Source organism: Flagellimonas aquimarina (assembly GCF_003149745.1).
In the GTDB taxonomy this organism is placed as follows: domain Bacteria; phylum Bacteroidota; class Bacteroidia; order Flavobacteriales; family Flavobacteriaceae; genus Flagellimonas; species Flagellimonas aquimarina.
Genome location: NZ_QGEG01000003.1, coordinates 192,666 through 217,070, shown reverse-complemented (window position 1 = coordinate 217,070; position 24,405 = coordinate 192,666). Strand labels below are relative to the sequence as shown.

18 protein-coding genes and 1 pseudogene are annotated in these 24,405 nt (G+C 36.8%); 4 read left to right on the top strand and 15 right to left on the bottom strand.

Going from position 1 to position 24,405, the window contains the following annotated elements:
• Positions 1 to 2: 2 nt before the first annotated feature.
• The 3 genes from egtB to DKG77_RS14165 are packed head-to-tail and all read right to left on the bottom strand — an operon-like array spanning position 3 to position 3,422.
• Positions 3 to 1,163, bottom strand: coding sequence for an ergothioneine biosynthesis protein EgtB (gene egtB / locus DKG77_RS14175; protein ID WP_109664275.1), 1,161 nt, complete (start codon positions 1,161 to 1,163; stop codon positions 3 to 5).
• Positions 1,164 to 1,200: 37 nt separating this feature from the next.
• On the bottom strand, positions 1,201 to 2,694 hold the full coding sequence (locus DKG77_RS14170; protein WP_109664272.1) for a sensor histidine kinase: 1,494 nt from the start codon (positions 2,692 to 2,694) through the stop codon (positions 1,201 to 1,203).
• Between the two features lie 14 nt (positions 2,695 to 2,708).
• Positions 2,709 to 3,422 carry a response regulator transcription factor gene (locus DKG77_RS14165; protein ID WP_109664269.1) on the bottom strand — a complete coding sequence of 238 codons (714 nt, stop codon included), beginning with the start codon at positions 3,420 to 3,422 and terminating at the stop codon, positions 2,709 to 2,711.
• A gap of 226 nt (positions 3,423 to 3,648) precedes the next feature.
• On the opposite strand from DKG77_RS14165, the gene DKG77_RS14160 reads away from it, so the two are divergent.
• A complete protein-coding gene (locus DKG77_RS14160) occupies positions 3,649 to 5,400 on the top strand; it encodes a hypothetical protein (RefSeq protein ID WP_243414938.1) in 1,752 nt (583 codons plus the stop codon).
• A gap of 160 nt (positions 5,401 to 5,560) precedes the next feature.
• On the opposite strand, the gene DKG77_RS14155 is transcribed toward DKG77_RS14160, so the two are convergent.
• The 12 genes and pseudogenes from DKG77_RS14155 to DKG77_RS14100 form a co-directional block, all read right to left on the bottom strand.
• The gene (locus tag DKG77_RS14155) at positions 5,561 to 6,370 is read right to left on the bottom strand and encodes a phytanoyl-CoA dioxygenase family protein (RefSeq protein ID WP_109664267.1); all 810 of its coding nucleotides are present in this window, start codon (positions 6,368 to 6,370) and stop codon (positions 5,561 to 5,563) included.
• A 200-nt stretch (positions 6,371 to 6,570) separates the two neighbouring features.
• Complete coding sequence (locus DKG77_RS14150; protein WP_109664264.1) at positions 6,571 to 7,152, bottom strand: DUF3885 domain-containing protein; 582 nt, start codon at positions 7,150 to 7,152, stop codon at positions 6,571 to 6,573.
• A gap of 252 nt (positions 7,153 to 7,404) precedes the next feature.
• Positions 7,405 to 9,057 carry a type I restriction-modification system subunit M gene (locus tag DKG77_RS14145; protein WP_109664261.1) on the bottom strand — a complete coding sequence of 551 codons (1,653 nt, stop codon included), beginning with the start codon at positions 9,055 to 9,057 and terminating at the stop codon, positions 7,405 to 7,407.
• A gap of 9 nt (positions 9,058 to 9,066) precedes the next feature.
• Positions 9,067 to 10,329, bottom strand: a complete 1,263-nt coding sequence (locus DKG77_RS14140) for an ATP-binding protein (protein ID WP_109664258.1) — start codon at positions 10,327 to 10,329, stop codon at positions 9,067 to 9,069.
• On the bottom strand, positions 10,326 to 11,573 hold the full coding sequence (locus DKG77_RS14135) for a restriction endonuclease subunit S (RefSeq protein ID WP_109664256.1): 1,248 nt from the start codon (positions 11,571 to 11,573) through the stop codon (positions 10,326 to 10,328). The genes DKG77_RS14140 and DKG77_RS14135 overlap by 4 nt, the downstream gene beginning before the upstream one ends.
• A complete protein-coding gene (locus DKG77_RS14130) occupies positions 11,566 to 14,532 on the bottom strand; it encodes a type I restriction endonuclease subunit R (RefSeq protein WP_243414937.1) in 2,967 nt (988 codons plus the stop codon). The genes DKG77_RS14135 and DKG77_RS14130 overlap by 8 nt, the downstream gene beginning before the upstream one ends.
• Entirely contained in the window at positions 14,533 to 14,721 is a 189-nt protein-coding gene (locus DKG77_RS14125) for a helix-turn-helix transcriptional regulator (RefSeq protein ID WP_109664253.1), read from the bottom strand.
• Between the two features lie 258 nt (positions 14,722 to 14,979).
• Complete coding sequence (locus DKG77_RS14120; protein ID WP_109664251.1) at positions 14,980 to 15,804, bottom strand: thymidylate synthase; 825 nt, start codon at positions 15,802 to 15,804, stop codon at positions 14,980 to 14,982.
• A gap of 166 nt (positions 15,805 to 15,970) precedes the next feature.
• A pseudogene (locus tag DKG77_RS14115) lies at positions 15,971 to 17,436 on the bottom strand (NupC/NupG family nucleoside CNT transporter).
• 9 nt (positions 17,437 to 17,445) lie between these two features.
• Positions 17,446 to 18,081 (bottom strand): bifunctional nuclease family protein, encoded by a 636-nt coding sequence (locus tag DKG77_RS14110; RefSeq protein ID WP_109664248.1) that lies wholly within the window; start codon positions 18,079 to 18,081, stop codon positions 17,446 to 17,448.
• A gap of 90 nt (positions 18,082 to 18,171) precedes the next feature.
• Complete coding sequence (locus tag DKG77_RS14105; protein ID WP_109664246.1) at positions 18,172 to 19,140, bottom strand: electron transfer flavoprotein subunit alpha/FixB family protein; 969 nt, start codon at positions 19,138 to 19,140, stop codon at positions 18,172 to 18,174.
• Between the two features lie 20 nt (positions 19,141 to 19,160).
• Positions 19,161 to 19,907: an electron transfer flavoprotein subunit beta/FixA family protein gene (locus DKG77_RS14100; RefSeq protein ID WP_109664243.1), complete on the bottom strand. Its 747-nt coding sequence runs from the start codon at positions 19,905 to 19,907 to the stop codon at positions 19,161 to 19,163.
• 172 nt (positions 19,908 to 20,079) lie between these two features.
• On the opposite strand from DKG77_RS14100, the gene DKG77_RS14095 reads away from it, so the two are divergent.
• The 3 genes from DKG77_RS14095 to DKG77_RS14085 all read left to right on the top strand — a co-directional run bounded on the left by DKG77_RS14095 (position 20,080) and on the right by DKG77_RS14085 (position 24,311).
• Complete coding sequence (locus tag DKG77_RS14095; protein ID WP_109664242.1) at positions 20,080 to 21,057, top strand: pyruvate dehydrogenase complex E1 component subunit beta; 978 nt, start codon at positions 20,080 to 20,082, stop codon at positions 21,055 to 21,057.
• Positions 21,058 to 21,213: 156 nt separating this feature from the next.
• Complete coding sequence (locus DKG77_RS14090; protein ID WP_109664239.1) at positions 21,214 to 23,709, top strand: DUF5686 and carboxypeptidase-like regulatory domain-containing protein; 2,496 nt, start codon at positions 21,214 to 21,216, stop codon at positions 23,707 to 23,709.
• Between the two features lie 74 nt (positions 23,710 to 23,783).
• Entirely contained in the window at positions 23,784 to 24,311 is a 528-nt protein-coding gene (locus tag DKG77_RS14085) for an inorganic diphosphatase (RefSeq protein WP_109664237.1), read from the top strand.
• The last annotated feature ends 94 nt before the right edge of the window (positions 24,312 to 24,405 follow it).

The window sequence follows — 24,405 nt, the reverse complement described above, 5'->3', positions numbered from 1 at the left end:
AATTATTTGGCTAACCTTAAACCGGTAAACTGCCATCTTAATTGGGGGTGGAAAAAATTTCTATAGGTATGTCTTGTGTGCATTGAAGGGGTTGCTACAGAGCTTCCTCTCAGCACTTTTTGATTTACCATAAACTTGCCGTTGTATTCGCCCAGGGCACCATCAGCCTTTTGATAGTTGGGGTAGGGAAGATAGGCGCTTTCCGTCCATTCCCAACGTTTGCCCCAGGGAAAAAATGCTTGTGCGGCTTCCCATTCAAACTCTGTGGGCAGTCTAAAGCCTTTCCATTGGGCATATGCAAACGCCTCAAAATAAGAAATGTGGGTCAACGGAGCTTGTTCTTCAACTTTTTGAAGGCCTTTGGCGGTATAGTTGTACCATTCTCCATCAATATTATGCCAATAGAATGGCGAGGTGACGTTGTTCTGGCTTACCCAGTCCCATCCTTCAGCGTGCCAAATGTCAAAACGGTGGTAGCCTCCTGCTTCAATAAACTCAATAAACTCTTTATTGGTGACCAATTTATTGGAAATTTCATAGGAGTGTAAATGAACCTTATGTCTTCCCAATTCATTGTCGAAACAGAAATCGTTGGAATTATGGCCTATTTCATAAATACCTTCTTCTATGGCAATCCAGTCTTGTTGATGGCTTTCAATAGGATAATCTTCAAATGTTTTGGAGTATGCGGGCAATAATGGGTTATTCCCCAAGATGTATTTAATATCTGTCAACAACAATTCCTGATGCTGCTTTTCATGGTGGATGCCTATTTCCAGTATCGCATTGATTTCTTGGTTTTGGTTTATTGCTAAAAACCTTTTTATGCCATCGGTGACATATTTTCTATATTCATATACCTTTTTAACAGATGGTCTGGATAAGTTACCTCTGTCTGAACGAACTACCCTTTTTCCAACAGTTTCATAATAGCTATTAAAGACAAATGAAAAATCTTCATCAAATAGGGTGTAATCCTTGGCATGGGGCTTTAGAATAAACTCCTCAAAAAACCATGTAGTGTGACCTAAGTGCCATTTTGGTGGGCTTACGTCTATAACTGGCTGAACCACATAATCTTCAATTTCCAAAGGTTGGCAAATATCTTCAGAATGTTTTCTGGTCTCTAAAAAGAAATCCAAAAGGGAATCGGTAAGAATCATAGAAACATTTTACACCTTAAAGATAAAGAATAATGACTTAGTTTACCGCATAAACCGGAAGGCTAAAACTAAAAGAAGTGCCTTCATTTGGTTTACTGAAAACCTTGATTTTACTATCATGAATTTCTATGATTTTCTTTACAATTGCTAGACCCAGGCCAGCGCCTTCCTTTTGTTCCCCAGCTTTGGTTTGGCGATAACGTTCAAAAATCAATGCTTGATTGTCTTTTTTAATTCCTGGACCGGAATCTTGTATTATAACTTCAACATGGTCATTTTCCGATTCAATTTTCACAGTGACCTCACCACCTTCTGGGGTGAACTTTAGTGCATTGTCCATTAAATTTTGAATAGCCCTCTCAACCAAGGAAATATCGGCAAAAACCAATGGAACGCTATCTGCCATGGACAATTTCAGGTCAATATTCTTTTGTTCTGCCAACAACGAATAGTTTCTGTGAATGTCGTTGGCCAGTTCACTGATTAAAAAGGGTTCTTTTTCTGGCTGAATTTGGTTGGCCTCCAGCTTTGAATATTCAAAAAGCTGGGAGACCAACTTGGAAAGACGTTCACTACTGCGGGTAACGGTTTTTAGATATTGGGCCCGTTCCTCTGCAGAAAGTTCATCGTTTTTCATGTGGAGTGTTTCAATATAGCCTTGTATTATGGATAGTGGTGTACGTAGATCGTGAGAAATATTTGCAATCAATTCCTGTCTTAATTGTTCAACAGACTTTATTTTTTCAATATCGGATAGAATGGTGTCTGCCATACTGTTGTAGGTACTCGCAACATTGGACAAATCTGTTTTTTCGGCATTTTCAATCCGGTACTCTAAATCACCTTGTTGAAAACGTTTTGCAGCATAGATGATCTTCCTTAAGCTTCTTGTGAGGTACCAAATGGCCAGTAAACCCAAAAGGGTGGCAAAAATTAGGGTCAATACTGAGCCTCCAAGACCCAAGCGCATAAAATAGCTATTGAACAAATCGCTGCGTGTTGCCAAAAAATCTTCCCCGGCCAGAATTATATAAACATATCCTTCATGGCCATCCTTCTTAAAATGGGCCGCTGAAAAAATAGTTTGTTTGGATAAATCTTTAGGGTCATCGCCTAGCGTATAACTAGTGCCTTTTTCATTAATGAACTTTTTTATGGGGTCTAGATTAACCTTTTTCTGTTTTGTTTCAGGGGCGTCATGATCAAGAACAACCGAGTACTGTACATTTCCAGAATTATCCAGTAGATATACTTCTATGGCACGGTTCACGGCCATCATATCGTGCATAATGTCCCCAAAAAGTGCTTTGTTCACCGTTCCGGTAGAATCAAAAGGGTGCGTGTCCTTAAATTTTTCTTCAATAAGGTCTTGTGCTAGATTAGCATGCAAACGTTGCGTGGTCTCGTAAAAATATTTGTTGGACAAATAGATGGAGGTAATGGTGTATCCAATACCAGCAAGCAATAGAATAGCAAGGAACGACAGGCTGAGTTTTAGGATAAATCTAACAGAAAGTATGTTGTTTTTCATGTTCGGCGGTTTGGTTAGGCTTCCATAAGCTCTTCATTAAACTTGTATCCTACTCCCCATGTGGTCAGAATAAATTTGGGATTGCTCATATCTGGTTCAATTTTGGAACGTAGGCGATTAATATGAGAGTTTACTGTGTGCTCATACCCTTTAAAATCATACCCCCAAATCATGTTCAGTAATTTTGTTCGGTCATAGCTTTTACCTGGGTTAGAGGACAAAAGGACCAAGAGTTCAAATTCTTTGGGAGAAAGCTCTATTTTTTTGCCATCTAGAAGCACTTTGCGCATATCTATATCTATGGAAAGTATGTCAAACTCCATCAGTTTGGCATTTTTTTCTGATGAAGGTTCCACAATATCCATCTTTTGCCTTCTAAAAATGGCTTTTACCCGTGCTATAAACTCTCTAACACTAAAGGGTTTGGTCAAATAATCGTCAGCGCCTACTTCTAACCCCAATACTTTATCAATTTCTTCAGAACGGGCAGTAAGCATCATGATTGGTGATTTAATGTTGTTTGCCCTGATCTTTTGGCAGATTTCAATTCCGTCCATTTCAGGAAGCATTACATCAAGTATAACAAGATCCGGATTTTCATTGATTGCCTTTCTAAGCCCAACATCACCTCTATTGGCGGTTAAAACCTGACACCCCAAGTCTTTAAGGTGTATTTCTAAAAGACGAATGATCTCAATATCATCCTCAACAATCAAAACTTTTTTCATGACGCAACGAATTAAAAGGTAAAGTATCACGGAAAGTTCACCGTTTCCTATAAATTTTTGATAGTATACTTCTTAAGAAGTCCGTTTTTTGATAAAATCTTTACAAAAAGGCTATGTTTTTATAATAATTGACTGATAATCAGTACGTAATGAATTTTGATTTTTATGTGATACTTCTGCAACAACTTCACCCTTCATTTGTGGAACAATTTAAAAACACACGAAAATGAGCAACTTAAAATCATTATTGATGCTATTGGGCATCTCAATAGTACTGGTTTCCTGCAAAGGAGATACAGATGACGATACTCCTATCGTACTAGATGCAGGAATCCTATCTGGAGGCCCTTTTACCTTTACCGTTGATGGAACACCGGATATGGTAAGCGGAATTACCTTAGATGCCAATGACCTAGTTGGTAGTAATAGAGGATATGTAATTACAGATGATGCCGGAAATATTTTAGGACTTCCACCTACATTGGCAGCTGTGGAGGGAGTGGATTTTGATGAAGCGGGCGCAGGAGTGTGCCTCATATGGCATATTGTTTATGAAGATGGTCTTCAAGGCTTGGAAGCTGGTTTAAATACAAGCGGCCTAGCTGGTGATTATGACCTTTCCAATTCACTGACTGTTACCAGAAATGGTTTAAATGCAGGAATGTTGTCGGGTGGTCCATACAATTTTGTGGTGGACGGTACACCAGATATGGTGAGTGCCATTGCCTTGGACGATTCAATGGTCAATGGTGATGCACAGACCTATGTGATCACGGACGATTCTAAAAACATTTTGGGAATCCCTCCAACTTTGGAAGCGGTGAAAGGTGTTGATTTTGATGGAGCCGGCGTAGGTTCTTGTTATATCTTTCATTTAACTTATTCAGGAGAATTATCTGGACTGGAAGGTGGACAAAACTTGAACGACCTATCCGGTAATTTTGCCCTTTCCAACTTTGTTGTGGTCAATAGAAATGCATTAAATGCAGGAACCCTATCTGGAGGCCCATACAATTTTGTAGTTGATGGAACACCAGATATGGTAAGCTCCATTACCTTGGATGACTCAGAACTTAACGGTGCTGCACAGACCTATGTAATTACCGATGATTCCAAAAACATTTTGGGAATCCCTCCGACTTTGGAAGCAGTAAAAGGTGTTGATTTTGATGGAGCAGGTGTAGGCTCTTGTTACATCTTTCATTTGAGCTACTCGGGCGAGCTGGCTGGGTTGGAAGGTGGACAGAACCTGAACGACCTGTCCGGTAATTTTGCTCTTTCCAACTTTGTGGTGGTCAATAGAAATGCATTAAATGCTGGAACGCTATCTGGAGGACCTTACAACTTTGTTGTGGACGGCACACCAGATATGGTGAGCACCGTTGCCCTAGATGATACAGAACTTACCGGTGAAGCGCAGACCTATGTGATTACCGATGATTCTAAAAATATTTTGGGGATTCCCCCAACTTTGGAGGCTGTAAAAGGGGTTGATTTTGATGGAGCTGGTGTAGGTTCTTGTTATATATTTCATTTGACTTATTCGGGAGAATTATCTGGACTGGAAGGTGGACAGAACCTGAACGACCTGTCTGGTAATTTTGACCTTTCCAATTTTGTGGTGGTCAATAGAAACCCGTTGAATGCAGGTATAATTTCTGGTGGACCTTTCACTTTCAAGGTGGATGGTACCCCCGATATGGTGAGCGGAATCTATCTGGATGACACCAATTTGACCGGTACAAAGCAGCGTTGGGTAATTACAGATGACAAAAACAACATATTGGGCTTGCCCCCAACAATTGATGCTGTAGAAGGTGTTGATTTTGATGCCGCCGGTGTTGGAGTTTGTTTTATCTGGCATATTACCTATGAAGAAGGCTTAAATGGATTGGATGCAGGAAATAATGTTGCTGATTTGGATGGATTTTATGCACTTTCCAACTCAATAAAAGTGACTAGGGAACTTCCACATTAAGCAAACATGAAAAAGAAAAGAAGTGACTTTGTTTAATTGTTTGTTTGGCACCCAAGTGAAAGCTTGGGTGTTTTTTATTAAAATTTAAATGCGGGGATACTATCTGTAGCTTTTCTTGACTGATGTAATCACTCTAAAGCCACGGGATTCCAAGTATGCTTTATCGTTCAAAAAGAATGGGGTTTAGATGAGAATCGATGATTGAACCAATTTTCACGCCCGGGCACCATGTTTTCCAGTCATTTGTTTGGCCATCGTTTTCCGGTTCTTTTAAAATCATATCCTTGTCCATATAAATGGCGGTCATCACTTTTCGGGTTTGATCGGTGGTGTTGGCGCCTGCCCGGTGGAAAATCCATCCAGAATGAAAACTGATTTCCCCAATATCAAAGGGTTCAGATATTTTGTTGCAATCTGTCAAACGCAATTTTTCTCCAATCAAAGTTTCGCTTTCATCGCTTATGGATAAATCCCTTCCTGTTAAAATGTTTTGACTGCCAGCGGCAAATTCAAGTGGACCCATTTCCATGGGTACTCCCTGCAAGGGAATCCAGGCGGTAATGACTTTTTCTGTGGACAATGGCCAATAATACTGATCGGCATGCCAAGGTGTTATGCCACCACCACCTTCCTTAAAAAGAGCTTGGTCATGGTACATGCGCACACCACCTACTTCCATAAGGTCAGAAGCTAATTGGGCCAATCGCTTGCTGAACATAATTTCTTTGATCTGTTCATCTTGGGTCCATAGATTAAAAATTTGTAAAAAAGCCTTACCATAGGTATCACGCTCATCAAGGGCAGTGGTTTGGGTGTTCAATTCGTCCACTTTGTCGGATATTACATTGTTGATATGGGCAAGCACTTTTGGGGGCAGTACTTCTTTGATTTTTATAAAGGCATTTTGCTTATAAAAATCTATTTGTGCCTTGTTTAAAGGGAAAGGTTGTTGAAGGATGTCTAAGTTCATGCCAAAATTTCTATTAGAACAAGTTAAGCAAAAGTCAGCTTTAGCTGAAGGTAGTCCAACGATTGGATGATTAATTGTGTGGTTTAGCACTCAACTTTGCAAGTACAAACCAAACTGAAAATCCATGAGGACTTTCAGAAGTAGGCTAGAACAAGCAATTACTTATAGCCATTGTTGTAGCACGTTTTATGTTTTTTCTTTTACAATCCATCTACTCGGTTAGAAAGCCAATCACTGTATTTATTCTTCAGACTATCTCTTTTTTCGGTTGAGTCAACAATCACATCAACTCCACCGTCATATGGAGATATGACACATTTCTTTGAAGAACTGACAAACATTGCTCTTATTTCATCATCAGCAATTGCCTTGAGAATTTCATCTCTTTTTCCGTTTTGCCAATTTTCAGTTCTGACATAAATGTCAAAATACATTTCATCTTCATATTCTTCGGGTCTTTCCTTACGCAAGTCAATGGTCAATACTTTTAGAAATTCTCCAAAGTCAGTCAATTGTTGGTAATTCTCGTTGGTCATGTCATTGGTGTAAAGCCCGAAAGAAATTGCTACTTCCGATTCTTCTCCAATCAGGTCATTAATCAATTGATTTTGACGGTCAAGTATGATTTTGTACTCGTCCGAAGATTCAGCATACCTTTTTGATTCAGGAAGACTATGAATTCTAAACCATCGTTCAGGATAAATCAATCTCAATTCATGATTGATTGGTAACGATTCTGGATATTCTTTGTTCCAGTAGTCTATGAATTCGCTCTCAGTCATTTCTTAATGTGCTACAACGGTCTAGTATATGAAAAGTAGCGGATTTTATGTACAAACTTTTCGAATTTTAACTGACCTTTAATTTATTCATTTTCTTTCGTTTAAGCGATTAAACCGCTATTTTTTATATACATTGTTGTACACTGGCTTTTCTTCCGCAAACTTGCTAGCGTTGGCGTGAAAGCTCTTTTAAATTTGTGAGGTACGAGCAAACTTTAAATGTGCTTGAACAAGCTTTGGCTATTCCTCCGTTCATATTGTTTTTAGTCCTAATTGTTTCAAATATTCGTTATGTTCATTCAATGACTTAGTTGCTTTCTTTTCTATTTCAGTCAATTTTTCATTCACTTCTTTTAAGTCAATTATCGGTTCAGGTTTCGCTGTACTAACATATCTAGAAATATTAAGGTTAAACTCGTTTTTCACGATTTCATCCATTGGTACTCTACGAGCATATCGCTCCACTTTTTCTGGTCGATTTTGATAGGTATCAATAATTTTTTTGATGTCATTTGGCTCTCCTTCTTTTAGTTCGCCATCTACTTTTCCATCTCTTAAAATATTTTGGCGTTTCTCTTTCTTATAATGCTCACTTGCATTTATGAACAATACATCATCTTCCTTTTTACATTTCTTTAAAATCAATATGCAAACAGGAATTCCTGTTGAAAAGAATAGGTTAGAAGGTAAGCCAATTACGGTGTCTATATGGTTGTCTTTCAGTAGTTTTTCTCTTATTCGAGATTCTGCTCCACCTCTAAATAAAACTCCGTGTGGTAAAATTATTGCCATTGTTCCTTCTTCACTTAAAAAGTGAAAACCGTGTAATAGAAATGCAAAATCGGCCGCTGATTTTGGTGCTAAACCATAATTTTTAAATCGAAAATCTTCACTCATAGCTTCTGAGGCATCCCAACGTAAACTAAAAGGCGGATTTGCTACAATAGCATCAAATTCAACTTTCTTTGCTGGATTCATTTCGTTTAAAATATCCCAATCATTTTTTAAAGTGTCTCCGTGAAATATCTCGAATTCTGAATCTTTAACTCCGTGAAGAAGCATATTCATTCTCGCCAAGTTGTAAGTCGTTATGTTTTTTTCTTGTCCATAAATTCTACTTAAAGTACCACCTGCTTTTTCAATTTTATTCTTTACGTTTAAAAGCAACGAACCAGAACCACAAGCAAAATCGAGTACTTTATTAATCTTTTTCTTTTTACCTGCTTTTGGGTTTTGACTATCTAAAGTCACTATCTCAGATAAAATGGTTGATAATTGTTGTGGTGTATAAAACTCTCCTGCTTTTTTTCCTGAACCTGCTGCAAATTGACCAATCAAATATTCATAAGCATCTCCAAGCGTATCGCTGTCCGTTGAGAAGTCTTGTATGCCTTCTGCAATTTTTTGAATGATGGTGCAAAGCTTTTTATTTCTAGCTTCGTAGTTCTTTCCTAACTTTTCAGAATCTAGGTTAATCTCTGAGAACAAACCTTTAAAAGCACTTTCAAAGGATTCGTTTTCTATGTATTTAAACCCTTTTTGTAGTGTTTTCAGTAAATCTTCGTGCTGTGTTCGTGCAAGTTCTGAAATACTACTCCATAAATACTGTGGCTCAATAACATAATGCACTTTTCTACGCATTTGCTTTTCAAACTCTACCACATCGTTTGGATTGGCTTTGTACCAAATAGAAAGCGGTGTACGTTTATCGGTTTCTTCTAATGTTGGATAATCAGAGCCTAATTCTTTTTTTACAGAGGCTTCATAATTATCTGATAAATACCTTAAAAAGAGGAATGAAAGCATATAATCGCGAAAATCGTCTGCGTTCATTGCTCCTCTTAGGTTATTCGCTATGTCCCAAAGGGTTTTGCCTAATTCTTCTTGTTTTTGTTTTGCTGTCATATTGTGACTTTATTTCTTTAGCAGTTCTGGTAAATTGAATTGGTATTTATCCAAAAAAGCATTTAGTATTCGTTCAAATAAATCTTTGTTATCTACACCCATTTCTACAGGGTCGTAAATTGAGTACTTGCCGTGACTTAATAAATTTAAAGCACGTTCAAATAAAATATCATCTTTATCAATGCCATAAATACATTTTCGGAAATCATCTAGTCCAAAAAATGTAGCTGTTTTTTCTAGGATGCTTCGAAGTGAGTTGAAATGATAAGTATTTACTTTTCCTGAAATTGTAGCTTGTTTTAACTCACTTAATACAGCTACGTGATGAAAGAATGGCGTGTCATCTGTTTTTTGAAGTGTATGACTTTCTTCACTGTTTTTGTGTAAAAAATAGCGATTATGGTTAAATCTTTTAAGCTCATTGCACATCACATTAAAAAACAAACTATGATGAGAAGACACCACAATTTTTACTTTCTCATCTTCATTTTTATCTACAATTCTTATCTCTCCACCATCCTCAATTTCTTTTGTAACTGCTCTTTTTAGTAATCTTGCTAAATCACTTGCTACCGCAATCGCATTGTTATCATCAAGAGATGAAATTGGGTCATCTACATAAAGGTATTTTACCCAAGAATAGGCACTATCTTCTTCTGCATCTATCGCTAGTTCACTAATCGCTAAGAAAACACACCAAATAAAAATATTTTCCTCTCCTCTAGATATTTTAATATTATCTTTTATAGTGTATTCAGGTTCCTTGTTATTTGGATTTTTAGAATTGTATTTTGGATTTTTAACTTGCTTTTTAAAAGTAATTCGCCAATTATCATAATCAATGTCAAAATCGAATGTGGCATAACGTTCTAAATAGGCAAATATCTTTTCATCTAACGCTAATTCTCTAAATCCATTAAAAAATTTAGATTCAGAGTTCATTTGTAAAAAACGTGTGGTATCGTTTTCTAAATCATTATCCCAAACAAATAAGTCTTCTGTAAAAGCATTAAAGTATAGCGTGTCGCCAACTATTGAATGTTCGGTTTTTGGTTTGCCCTTTTTATCTAGTAGTACTTTTCCTTTATTATCTTTTAATTCAACTTTTATTTTCTTTTTACCTTTTTCCTTAAAAGCCATTGAGGTTCTAGTTTTACCAGTACCATTATAGGCATAGAGCAAAATGAAATCATTAGCTTTTAAGTCATCTCTTAAACGAGTAACTAAACCATTAAGGGTTTTATAATTAAAGAGTTTTCTTTTTGAACTCATACCGTCAACTCGTTTACATTTGGAAACAATTGTTGCATCAATCCTTTTTTATGTTTTTTTAAGGCTTTAATTTTTTGAGTTTGTGTTTCTATTAATTCATCTACAGAAGACAAACAATTTGCTATTTTTTGTTGTTCTTTCTTTGACCTTGGTTTACAAATTTCAATTGGCTCAAGATTAACATAGTATAAGTTTTTGACATTCTGACCTTCAACGACGCGAGCAAACTGTTTACTTAAGGTATTAAAATAATATGTAAAGAAAATTGGATTTTCTTCCGTTTCATACACGCTAATCATTTCTCCAATTGCTATGTCTGGAAATGGCAAATAAGAACAGTTTGAGAATGCAAAAGGGTCTTCACCAACACGCGGTACTAAAATTTCACCACCTTTACTAAATCTTAAAGTCTCTGGGTCAATATTAGTACGGGAATAAATATTTTTAATAATTGCACCAAATTTCGAGTATAGTTCACCATATCTAACACACAAAGTTGGTGCATCTTCAGACAATGACCACTTAGGCGCGCTTTTACCATAGTAAAACTTACCTAATTCTCCTATTGTACTTAATTCCCAATCTCCGTCATCTTTAAACTCAGGAAAACGAAACTGTGGTTTGGTTTTACCTTCTGCTGGAAACAGCTGTTGTAATAAGCCTTTTTTATGGTCTTGTAAAAGGTCAAACTTTTCAGATTCTGTAATAATTACATCTTCTAAAGAAGACAGGCAATTGGCTATTTTTTCTTGTTCTTGCTTTTTTGGTTTAGGAATTAAAATTTCAGAAAACTGTTTGTAACTAACCATTTTGCCATCCCTAATTCCTTCTAAATTTTTATTTAAGTCTTGTATAAACGGGAATGATTTAAAATAATACCTATAGAAATCATTTGTTAGCTGTATTTTTTTTCGTAAAATGATGTAGGCTGGGCTACATAATCCAAAGTAATTTGAATATTCTATTCCTCCTTGAAAAGACCTGAGACTTATAATAAAATCTCCAACTTCAACAACCTTATAACTTTTTATGCTCTTTTTTGATACAGAAACGTGATAGTCTATTAATTTCCTTGGAATAGCTCCTTGGTCTTGTGTTATAGCTAGAATAGGTAAATCAGATTTATGATTTTTGTTAGATATTGGTTTAAATAGTTCATTACCATTAAAGTATTCCCATTCTCCCTCATTCACAAAATCGGGAAAACGCAATGATGGTACTATCTTATTTTCTTTTTTATTCATAAGCGTTTAATCCTGCTATTTCTCGCCCCTGGGCTAGTTTATTTAATAAAGGCACTAAGTCTTCCATTAAAGCTAATTCTTTAACTCTACGGTCTTTCCATCCCAATTCTAATGGTGCTAATAAATCGGTCAATTTTTCGCCATCAAAAATCATTCGGTTCATAATTTCATCTATAAAGGCTTTTAGGCTTTCGGTTTCTAATCCGTTTTTTGTGGCTACGTTTATTAACTCTTTTTCTGCTTTTTCGTCTTTAAACTTTTGGTAGCCTTTGCGTATGTCACTTTCAGTTAAGCCTTTGCCCACTTCTAAGGTTTTTATGTAGGCAATAATATCTTCTCGCTCGTCCATTAAATTGGCACTAGAGCTTAATAGATTAATCAATTGCACACTTGTCATCTTTTGTTTAGATGGTTTGTCTTGCGTGTATTTGGCTATTAAGCTAATAATGTAATCGTAATCTATAATGGCAGAAGAGAAGAGTACAAACTCAAAATCTAATTGCTCCACTACTTCTGGTAGGTCTTTATCACCTTTATCTTGTATTTCTTTAAGTCGTTTAGCAGTATCTATATAGTTACTTTTAAAAGAACGGAAATCATCTGTTGGCAATAAGGCTTCTATGGTTTCTGCTTGTTTGTCTTCTAAATCAGTATATTGGTCTAATTGCGTTTTTAAGCGTTGTACTTCTTTAAAGGTATTTATGAACTGTGCACGAGCTTCGTCTCCTTTTAAATTACTTACTTCTGATGGTGTACATTCTAAACCATTAGACTCCATAAAACCTTTTAAATTGGCAACAGCTTCTTGGTATTTTACAATTACTTTTGGTGCAGCATCTACCACCCAAATTTCTTTAGGGTTATCTACATTAGCTCCAGAAAACAATACCATTGCTTTGTCAACCGCTTCTTCTTGTTGTCTGAAATCTAAAATATTACCATAAGGTTTGGTGTCGTTGATTACACGATTTGTACGAGAAAAGGCTTGAATTAAACCGTGATATTTTAAATTTTTATCAACGTACAACGTGTTTAAATATTTAGAATCGAAACCAGTTAACAACATATCTACCACAATCATCACATCAATTTTATCTTCGTGAGGCACATCTTTGTTAGGATATTTTTGAAATTTTATTCGTTGCTGAACATCTTGATAGTACCCATCAAACTCATTTATTCTGTGGTTTGTACCATATTGAGAGTTATAGTCTGCGATAATTTTGGTTAACGCTTCTTTCTTTTTATTTGGTTCTACTTCGTTATCCGCTTTTTCTTGTGGTAAATCTTCTTGTATTTGTTGAATGTCTTTGTCTCCTTCTGCTGGTGGCGAGAAAACGCAAGCAATATTTAAAGGACGATACTCTTCATTTTTAGCAATTTCCTCTGCTTGTAGGTCTTTAAATAGCTCGTAATACTGAATCGCATCATTTATGGAAGCTGTTGCCAAAACACTATTAAAACGCCTGTAATGCGTTGCTTTGTCGTGTTTGTTGATTATAGCATTTACAACTGCTAGTTTATGCAAATCACTTCCTGAAGTAACAACGCCATCAGGTTTAAAATAGTCGATATGAAAACGCAATACATTTCTATCTTCTATCGCATTTGTAATCGTGTAAGAATGTAATTCTTGTTGAAAAACGTCTTCGGTTGTTTTGTATGATGCTTGTTGTCCTTCAATCGTTTTGTAAGTAGCGTTTTCTTCAAAAATTGGTGTTCCAGTAAATCCAAAAAGTTGCGCTTTTGGAAAGAAGTCTTTTATCGCTTTATGGTTTTCTCCAAACTGTGAGCGATGACATTCATCAAAAATAAAAACAACTCGTTTGTTTGCTAGAGGTTGTAATTTTTCTTTATAGTTTTTAGTGTTTTTAGAATCTAAAGCTAAACCTAGTTTTTGAATGGTCGTTACAATAACCTTATCTGCATAATCTGTAGATAACATACGATTGACCAAAGTAGCAGTATTCGTGTTTTCTTCCACACTACCTTGTTGGAATTTATTGAACTCTTGACGTGTTTGTCGGTCAAGGTCTTTTCGGTCAACTACAAATAGGCATTTTTCAATATCAGGATTATCTTTTAAAAGGGTAGAAGCCTTGAAAGAAGTTAATGTTTTTCCACTTCCTGTTGTATGCCAAATATATCCGTTTCCTCTATTTTGGTGTATGCAATCTACAATAGCTTTTACAGCATAGATTTGATAAGGTCGCATCACTAATATCTTTTGCTCACTCGCCACCAAAACCATATAGCGACTAATCATTTGTCCAAGAGTACATTTGGTCAGGAACTTATCGGTAAAGTCGTCTAAATGATTAATTTTTTTGTTGTCCTCACTTGCTAAGGTGTAAACTGGTAAAAATTGTTCATCTGCATTAAAAGCGAAGTGCTCATTATTGTTATTGGCAAAATAGAATGTTTTCGATTTATTGCTTACTATAAATAGTTGCATAAAACACATTAACGAATTTGTATATCCGTTTCCTGCGTCATTTTTATAGTCCACAATTTGTTGCATTGCCTTGTTAGGACTTACTTCTAAAGTTTTTAGTTCTATTTGAACAACGGGAACTCCATTAATAAGTATAATAACATCATATCTATGATTGCTATTTTTTGTGTTTATACGAAGTTGGTTAATGACTTCAAAGTCATTTCTACACCAATCTTTGATGTTTACAAGTGTATAGTGTAATGGTGTTCCATCTTCACGAGTAAACGTATTTGTTTTTCGTAGATAGTTGGCTGAAGTAAAAACGTCAGGATTTACAATTTCTTCTCGTAATTTTTCAAATTCGGAATCTGTTAAATGAACTCTATTAAGAGCCTCAAATTTTTCACGAAAATTTTGCTCTAGAGCATCTAAGTCACGAATATCCTTTCGATAGGTGTATTTTAATTCTTGTAATCTCCCTACAAGTCCATATTCTATATCTGCTTCTTTAACTATGTCCATTCAATCTTCCTTTATTAATGCTTTTACTTCAACCTTTAGGATTTTTGAAATCTCAAAAAGCGTTTCCAAACTTGGTTGTCGTCTGTTTTGAGCATAAGAGTTTACCATATTGTAGCTCTTTCCCAACTGTTCAGCCAACCAGATTTGTTTAATTCCTTTCTCTTCTAAAACCTCTTTTATTCGGTTCATTTTGAATTTTTTTAATTCAGTTCACTAATGTACAGAACTATTTTTAATATCTCATTAAATGAGTATATAAATAATCATTCGGTTTGGTTGAGCTTAGGGAAAAGGCAAGCTCTTTTTATTTTGTGAGGTACGAGTAAAATGAAATGTGCTTGACTGTGCGGATGGCTTTTCATAGCTTGTGTACAACTAGTTTATATGGATGCAAAATACATCGTTATATACCATAATTGGAGCTAAAGCGATGTGTTTTCATAAAGCCTACACCGCCACAATTCCTTTAATGTGCGGATGCGGATTATAGTCCACCAACTTAAAATCAGCAAAAGTAAAGTCAAAAATGTCCTTTACAGAAGGGTTAAGGTACATTTTGGGCAACGGTCTTTGGTCACGACTTAATTGCAGTTCCACTTGCTCCATATGGTTGTTGTAGATATGCGCATCACCAAAGGTGTGGATAAAATCTCCTGGCTCGTACCCACATACTTGAGCCATCATCATGGTAAACAATGCGTAAGAAGCAATATTGAAGGGTACGCCCAAAAAGATATCTGCACTACGTTGATACAGCTGACAGGAAAGTTTTCCATCCGCCACATAAAACTGAAAAAATGCATGACAAGGAGGCAATGCCGCTTTTCCTTGTGCTACATTTTCAGAGAAAGAAACGGATGTGTCTGGCAATACACTTGGGTTCCATGCAGAAACCAACATACGTCTGCTGTTGGGATTGCTTTTTAGGGTTGCAATCACTTCTTTTATTTGGTCAATCTCTTCGCTGTTCCAATTGCGCCATTGATGGCCATAAACAGGGCCCAAATCTCCATTTTCATCGGCCCATTCGTTCCAGATGCGCACTCCGTTTTCTTGCAGATAGGAAACATTGGTATCACCTTTTAAAAACCACAACAGTTCATGTACTATTGATTTTAAATGTAATTTTTTGGTCGTGACCATTGGAAAACCCTCGGAAAGGTCAAACCGCATTTGATAGCCAAAAACACTCATGGTTCCTGTTCCTGTACGGTCTCCTTTTTGGTTTCCGTGTTCCAATACATGTTTTAGTAAATCGTGGTATTGCTTCATTCTTTCATCAAATTACCGTTTGCCATTTTAAACGGGTACAACCAGAAGAAATCTTGACTGCCCGGTATGACATAAAAATTAAATCTGTCTAAAATACTTCAAGAATAGGTTTGTGGAAAAAGAATATGAACTGACTTATAAAGATTTTATCAACGGATCAAGATGCTTATCCTAGAATCATTCCCGCAATGGTTGCTGATAGGAGTGAAGCCAAAGAACCCCCTAAAACTGCTTTCATGCCAAATTCTGACAAAGTTTTACGTTGGCCTGGTGCCAGTGAACCTATTCCACCGATTTGAATGCCTATAGAAGCAAAATTTGCAAAACCGCAGAGCATATAGGTGGCCATGATAACAGATTTGTTATATGTGAAGTGTAAACTGTTGGTCATATTCTTTAACTCTGCCAACTGAATGTAACCTACAAATTCACTGGCAGCGAGTTTAATTCCCAATAGTTGTCCCATGAGCATGATATCCTCATTTGCTACACCAATTAGCCACATTAATGGCGCAAAGACAGTTCCCAAAACTGCTTCGAGGGAAAAACTGTCATAGGGTGAATTAGCAGCAATCCAAGTATTGAGTGTAGTAAAATCTCCAACCCAACCTAAGATTCCGTTGATCATGGCAATAAATGCAACAAAAACCAACAGCATGGCACCTACATTCATGGCTAGTTTTAAGCCTTCTGTGGTTCCATTGGCGATGGCGTCCAAAATATTGGCACCAATCTTTTCGGAAGATACTTTTACTTCGGTATTAATACTTTCAGTCTGCGGGTATAGGATTTTTGAAATTATGATAGCTCCTGGGGCAGCCATCACTGATGCAGCCAATAGGTGTTTGGCGAAGATCAAGCGTAATGCAGGGTCGTCACCCCCTAAAAATCCAATATAAGCGGCCAATACTGCTCCTGCTACGGTTGCCATGCCACCGATCATGACCAAAAAAGAATTTCAGATTTGTTCATTTTCTCCAAATAGGCTTTGATGAGCAGTGGTGCTTCCGTTTGGCCTAAAAAAATGTTTCCTGCTATTGAGAGGCTTTCTGCACCGGAAATACCCAAAGATTTTGTGAGCAACCAAGCCAATGCCCTGACTACTTTTTGTATCACTCCCATATAAAATAGGACAGAAGTTAATGCAGAAAAGAAAATGATTGTTGGTAATACCTGAAAGGCAAAAATGAAACCAAAGGTGTCCATATCTACCACCAAACCTTCAAAAAGAAACTGGCTTCCTGCTCTTGTAAAATCTAAAATACTAACAAATACCTGTCCAATTTTTTCAAAGGCATATTGCACAAAGGGTACTTTTAGGACGCCAATCGCAATCAATAATTGTAATCCAAGACCTATTGCAACGGTTTTCCAGTTAATAGCCTTTCTATTGGAACTGAAAAGAAAAGAAATGAAAATAAGTACGGCCATTCCCAATACTCCTCGCCATAAGGTATTAAATGTAAAACCTTGATTTTCAATTAACTTAGGTGCTTCTTGAGTGGAAATGTCATTAATGATGGTTGTGCCTATAACATTGTTCAGAGAATCCGCTGGTACAATGTTTTGCCCATAAGATGTGACACAGATAAATAATAAAAGTATTAGGAAACTTTTTGTTTTCTTACCCATGTAAAAGGTTTATTTGCGCTTGGAAATTTCGTCTCTTAGTTTGGCAGCCTTTTCGTAGTCTTCGTTGGCAACTGCCTTATCCAATTCTTTATATAACTCTTCCAAGGTAAGTTCTCTATATCCTTGTGATGATGCTCCAGACTCAATTTCTACTGTTTCCCCTTCTTGAAGAATTTCATCCACCACTATGCTATCATCGTCATCTTCATTTTCTTCATTTTCCTTAGAAGAGAATTTAAGGAAGATTCCAGCTTTGTCCAATATTGTTTTATAGGTGAAAATTGGAGCATCAAAACGAAGCGCTAGGGCAATGGCATCACTTGTTCGGGCATCTACAATTTCTTCAACCTTGTCTCTTTCACATATAATGCTGGAGTAGAAAACACCATCCACAAGTTTGTGTATAATGACCTGTTTGACCACAATTGAAAACCTATCCGAAAAGTTTTTGAACAAATCATGGGTCAAGGGCCTGGGAGGTTTTATTTCTTTTTCAAGTGCAATGGCAATGGATTGTGCTTCAAAGGCACCGATTACAATTGGAAGTTTCCTATCTCCATCAACTTCATTTAAAATAAGGGCATATGCACCATTCTGTGTCTGGCTGTAAGATATCCCCTTTATTTTTAACCGTACTAAACTCATATTTATCTTCCTAAAACCAAAAAAGGCTGTTCAAATAGCGGCATTACCAGTTATCTGAACAGCCCCTTGCAAAGGGCAAATTAACAAAAATTAAGCGTTTTGGGCTTTAAATTCCTTTAATTTTTCGATGAGTTTCGGCACCACCTCAAAGGCATCACCAACAATTCCATAATCTGCCGCCTTAAAGAACGGCGCCTCAGGGTCATTGTTGATCACTACTTTGGTTTTTGAAGCACTTACTCCAGCCAAATGCTGAATAGCTCCAGAGATACCAATTGCTATATATAAATTACTGGCTACAGGTTTGCCGGTTTGTCCAACATGTTCACCGTGAGAACGCCATCCTAAGTCTGATACAGGTTTAGAACAAGCGGTTGCGGCACCAAGTACCTCTGCCAATTCTTCAATCATTCCCCAGTTTTCTGGGCCTTTGAGTCCTCGCCCTCCTGAAACAACAACATCTGCATCTGCAATAGTGGCCTTACCAACAACTTTGTCTATTTCAATGGATTTGGTGGTAAAATCTGAATCTCCCAGCACAGGGTCAAAACTTTCTATTGATGCGGAAACGGTGTTTTCATGAACGCCATATGCATTATTTGATACTCCAACAATTTTGGTTTCCGAAGAGATTTCGGTATGGGCAAAACCCTTATTACTGAAAGCTGTTCTTTTCACCACGAAAGGAGAAGTGCTATCTGGAGCGGCAACAACATTGGGGACATAGCCTGCATTTAATTTTGCAGTTAGAATGGGCCCTAAAAATTTGGTGTCGGCACTTGAACTGATGATAATGACTTTGGCATTTTCTGCTTCTACCGCTTGAGCAATTGTATTTGCATAAGCTTTTGCATTGAAGGTATCCAATTGGTCATTGGTAACCTTGAGCACTTTGGAAACTCCATAATTACCTAATGAAGCATCGTCATCTGCATTGATGGTAACAGCGGTAACGTTTGTGCCAAGTTCTTGAGCTACATTATGGGCATAAGAAGCTACTTCTAATGCGTTTTTTTTAAATTTTCCTTTATCGGATTCGGTATAAACTAATACTGACATATTTTTTTAGATTCTAATTCTTAAATCACCTTAGCTTCGTTGTGTAATAGGTTCACTAACTCTCCAACATTTTCCGCATCAACCAATTTAACGGGTCCCTTGGCAGCAGGTTTTTCAAATTTTTGATCGTTGGTTAGTTTTGGGGCATCTATTGGCTCAACCACATTTAATGCTTTTTTTCTAGCCATCATTATTCCACGCATATTGGGAATGCGCAGGTCACTCTCTTCAACCAATCCTTTTTGGCCTCCAATTACCAAAGGAAGAGAAGTGCTTATTTTTTCTTTTCCTCCATCAATCTCCCGCATGGCAGTAGCGCCGTTATCATCAACTTCTAGACCTATACAAGTGTTCACAAAATTCATATCTAGGAGTGTGGCCAAGATTCCAGGAACCATGCCACCATTATAATCTATGGATTCCCTTCCGGCAATGACCAAGTCATATCCGCCATTTTTTACTACTTCAGCCAATTGTCTTGCAACAAAAAAGCCATCAGTTGGTTCTGCGTTTATTCGAATGGCTTCGTCTGCCCCAATGGCAAGTGCTTTTCGTATTGTGGGCTCTGTTTGTACTCCACCTACCGTTGCCACGTGAACTGCAGCTCCTTGTTTTTCTTTAAACCACATGGCACGGGTTAATCCGAATTCATCATTGGGATTAATCACAAATTGTACGCCGTTTGTATCAAACTTGGTATCCCCTTCCGCAAAATTGATTTTAGAAGTGGTGTCCGGTACGTTGCTAATGCAAACTAAAATCTTCATATTTTCTTTACGTTTAACGCTTCAAAGATAGCCATAAAAATCTGATATTTATTATGCATGCATAATAAATTTTGTTCTTTTTTTTAGTTTTTACCACCTTATTATTCTTGTATATTTTCCTATTTTTGCTTGCATTTTTATACGCACCAACTAATATTATTAGCACTACTTAATGAAAACACTACAGTTTAGAGAAGCTATCCAACAGGCAATGTCCGAGGAGATGCGAAAAGATGATTCCATATACTTGATGGGTGAAGAAGTTGCAGAGTATAATGGAGCCTATAAAGCTTCTAAAGGAATGCTTGATGAATTTGGACCAGAACGTGTAATTGATACCCCTATTTCTGAATTAGGTTTTTCAGGTATTGGTGTGGGTTCTGCAATGATCGGAAATCGACCGATTATTGAATTCATGACTTTTAACTTTGCTTTGGTAGGGATTGACCAAATCATAAATAATGCTGCCAAAATTAGACAAATGTCTGCAGGCCAGTTTCCATGTCCCATAGTTTTTAGGGGACCAACCGCATCTGCTGGACAGTTAGCTGCAACACATTCCCAAGCTTTTGAGAGTTGGTATGCCAATTGCCCAGGACTAAAAGTTGTTGTGCCATCCAATCCGGCCGATGCAAAGGGATTACTAAAATCCGCTATCCGAGATGATGATCCTGTGATTTTTATGGAATCGGAACAGATGTATGGAGACAAGGGAGAAGTGCCCGAAGGAGAATTTACTATTCCAATTGGTGTTGCAGATATCAAAAGAGAGGGAACAGATGTTACCATTGTTTCTTTCGGAAAAATTATAAAAGAAGCATACAAAGCTGCGGATGAACTTCAAAAAGAAGGAATCAGTTGTGAGATTATTGACTTGCGTACTGTTCGTCCAATGGATTATGACGCGATTTTAAACTCAGTAAAGAAAACCAACAGGCTTGTAGTTTTGGAAGAAGCCTGGCCTTTTGGCAATGTTGCTACAGAGATTACATATCAAGTTCAGGACAAGGCATTTGATTATTTAGATGCGCCAATTGTAAAAATAAACACTGCGGATACACCTGCACCGTATTCTCCAGTTCTTTTGGCTGAATGGTTACCAAATCATGAAGATGTGATTAAAGCTGTTAAGAAAGTGTTATATAAGTAACATACTTACTTTTGTAAAGTATATTAGCCTCTTCAACAAAAGTTGACGAGGCTTTTTTAAGGAATAGTTTTTGATAAGAAATTACTTTTAAACCAAATTGACCATGCACTTCTGAAAATCCTACTTGGGATTTCCTAATGCTACACATATCAAAACATGAAAAGATTCCTTTTTATTTTTTTCTTCTCGTCTTGTTTTTTTGCTTTTTCCCAGACAAAGGTTGGCGGTATCGTAATTGATGAAACAGGTTCACCAATTGCTTTTGCCAATATTATTTTTAAAGACTCTTCTGAAGGAACCATTACCAATGACAATGGTCGTTTTTATCTAGAATCGGATGAAACATATAGCACAATTCTTGTTTCTTTTATTGGTTATGAGACCAAAGAAATTGTATTGGACCAGAAGGTAAATTACAATATGGAGATTGCTTTGCAAGAATCTGCGGAACAGCTTAAAGAAGTTATTGTTTACACGGGCAAGCAATCTAAAAAGAACAATCCTGCAATAGAAATACTGAAAAAAATCTGGGCAAAGAAGCGGGAAAATGGAGTTCGAAAATTTAAGCAGTATCAATACGACAAGTATGAAAAGGTAGAATTTGATCTGAATACCATAGACAGTGCCTTGATCAAGAGTAAACTCTTTAAAGGATTGGAGTTTATGTTTGAGGACTTGGATACTTCAAGAATCACTGGCAAGACCTACCTACCTATGTTTTTAAATGAAAGTTTCTCCAAAATATATGGTGACAATATCATAGATGAAGAAAAAGAAGATGTACTCGGCAACAAAAACTCTGGTTTTAGTGGAAATCAGGCCATTACCGCTTTTGTGGAAGATCTGTACTCAGACTATGACATTTATGATAATTATCTAAAGTTTTTTGATAAAAGCTTTACCAGTCCGCTCTCCAAAACAGGAGTGGATACTTACAACTATGTCCTGTCAGATAGCACATTTATTGATAACAAATGGTGCTACAACATAATTTACTACCCTAGACGAAAAAACGAACTCACTTTCAAGGGAGATTTTTGGGTCAGTGATACTACTTATGCCATCAAAAAAATCAACCTTCAAGTAACTAAAAGTGCCAATATAAATTGGGTAAAGGAAATCTATATTGAACAAGATTTTGATGTAGTGAATGATTCGGTTTTTTTGCTCAAAAGAGATTATATGCTGAGTGATTTTAGTTTTTCTAAAAAGGAGAAATCACGGGGTGTTTATGGTAAACGAACAACGGTATTTGATAATTATAAGTTTGATACAAACCGCCCCGAAGAGTTTTACAAAGCTGAATCTGACCCCTATGACCCAAGGGTTTTTTCAAGAGATAGCACATTCTGGAAAAATGCTCGTCTAGAAACACTCAATGAGGACGAGTCAGGGATATTTAAATTGCTCGATACGCTAAAAACCGTTCCCAAGTTCAGGACCTATTATGACATTGTAAGTATACTGGGGTCTGGCTATATAGAAATAGATAAGTGGAATCTTGATATAGGAAATATTTACAGCGTTCTCGGATTCAATGACGCCGAAGGAACTCGTGTAAGACTGGGTGCAAGAACCTATTTTGGACAGAATGATACCTGGAGGCTGGAAGGGTATATGGCCTACGGATTTACAGATAAAAAAGCAAAACATGGTTTCTCAGCTAAATTTTTGCTGGATAGAAAATCAAGATTGATTTTCTCAGGAGGTAACCGGAGGGATATTGAACAACTGGGATTAAGCCTTACAAGCACCAATGATGTATTGGGAAGAAGTATTGCCTCATCATCTTTGGTCACAGTTGGCGCCAATGATCGGTTGACCAATATAAATCTATCGACCCTAAATTTTGAAGTTGAGCCCGTAAAGAACTTTAGAGTGAGATTGGGAGGGTCTTTCAGGACATTGAGCTCAGCTTTACCAGATGCATTTGGCCTAGACTATTTAGATCCAGAGTCCCCATCGGGTATTTCTTCAGAAGTAAAACAATTTGATCTTAATACTACCTTAATATATACCCCGGGAAAACGAACCATAGGTTATGGAGTGGAACGGGCGAACATAAATGACGATCATAGCACGCTGCTCCTAAACTATACCAAGGGTGTACGGGGATTTTTGGAAAGCGATTTTGACTATGAGAAAATTCAATTCTCATACAGACAACCATGGCAAATTGGTGGTTTTGGTAGATTGACAAGCAGTGTGGAACTAGGTAAGACTTTTGGAGAGGTTCCATTAAGCTTATTGAGCGTAGTTCCTGGAAACCAAACTCTTTTTACCCTTTACAATACCTTTCCCAATCTGGATTTTTATGAATTTGTGACGGATACCTATGCCACCTTACATTTGGAACATAATTTTAATGGAAGGTTATTCTCAAGAATCCCTGTATTGAGAAAGTTAAACCTTAGAGAGATTGTTGGAATACGAGGGGCATGGGGCCAACTTTCAGATGAAAACATAGCCTTGAATGCACCATCCAATATTCCGTTGATAGCACCTGAAGATCAGATTTATTGGGAGTACTCATTTGGAATAGGTAACATCTTTAAGATCCTTAGGATCGATTTTAATTTCAGAGGAAACTATTTGGATAATCCGGACGCTCGTCCATTTGGTATTACAGGTACTTTTGGATTTAATTTTTAATTAATACTAAGAAAGCAATTTCTTTATATAATTCTCTCAATACTGGCTATTTTTGCAAAAACAAAAACCTCAAAATGTCTAAAAAAGAAGAAGTTACATTTGATGTGCTTATAGAAATTCCAAAGGGTAGCAGAAATAAATACGAATATGATTTTACGTTACACAAGATTCGATTTGATAGAACTCTTTTTTCATCAATGATGTATCCAGGAGATTATGGTTTTGTCCCAGAAACTTTAGCATTGGATAAAGATCCTTTAGATGTTTTGGTATTGGGCACGGAACCTACTTACCCAATGGTGGTGATGGAGGTTAAGCCTATTGGGGTTTTCCATATGACCGATGAGAAAGGACCTGATGAAAAAATTATTTGTGTTCCTGTTTCTGACCCTATTTGGAGCAAAAGAAATGATATAAGCGATTTAAATCCGCATCGACTAAAAGAGATTGAGCACTTTTTTCAGGTATATAAGGATCTGGAAGAAAAGAAGGTAGATACAGGTGGTTGGGGAGATGTTAATGAAGCAATAGATATTTACCATCAATGCGTTAAACGTTATGAAGAAAGCGAACATAAAAAGAAGCGCACCTTTACAATTTAAGTAAAATTGAGTACAGATTTATGCACTTTTGGTCTCCAAAAGTGCATTTTTTTTATTAGTCTGTATTTTACTACTTTTGCTGCCACTAAAAAAC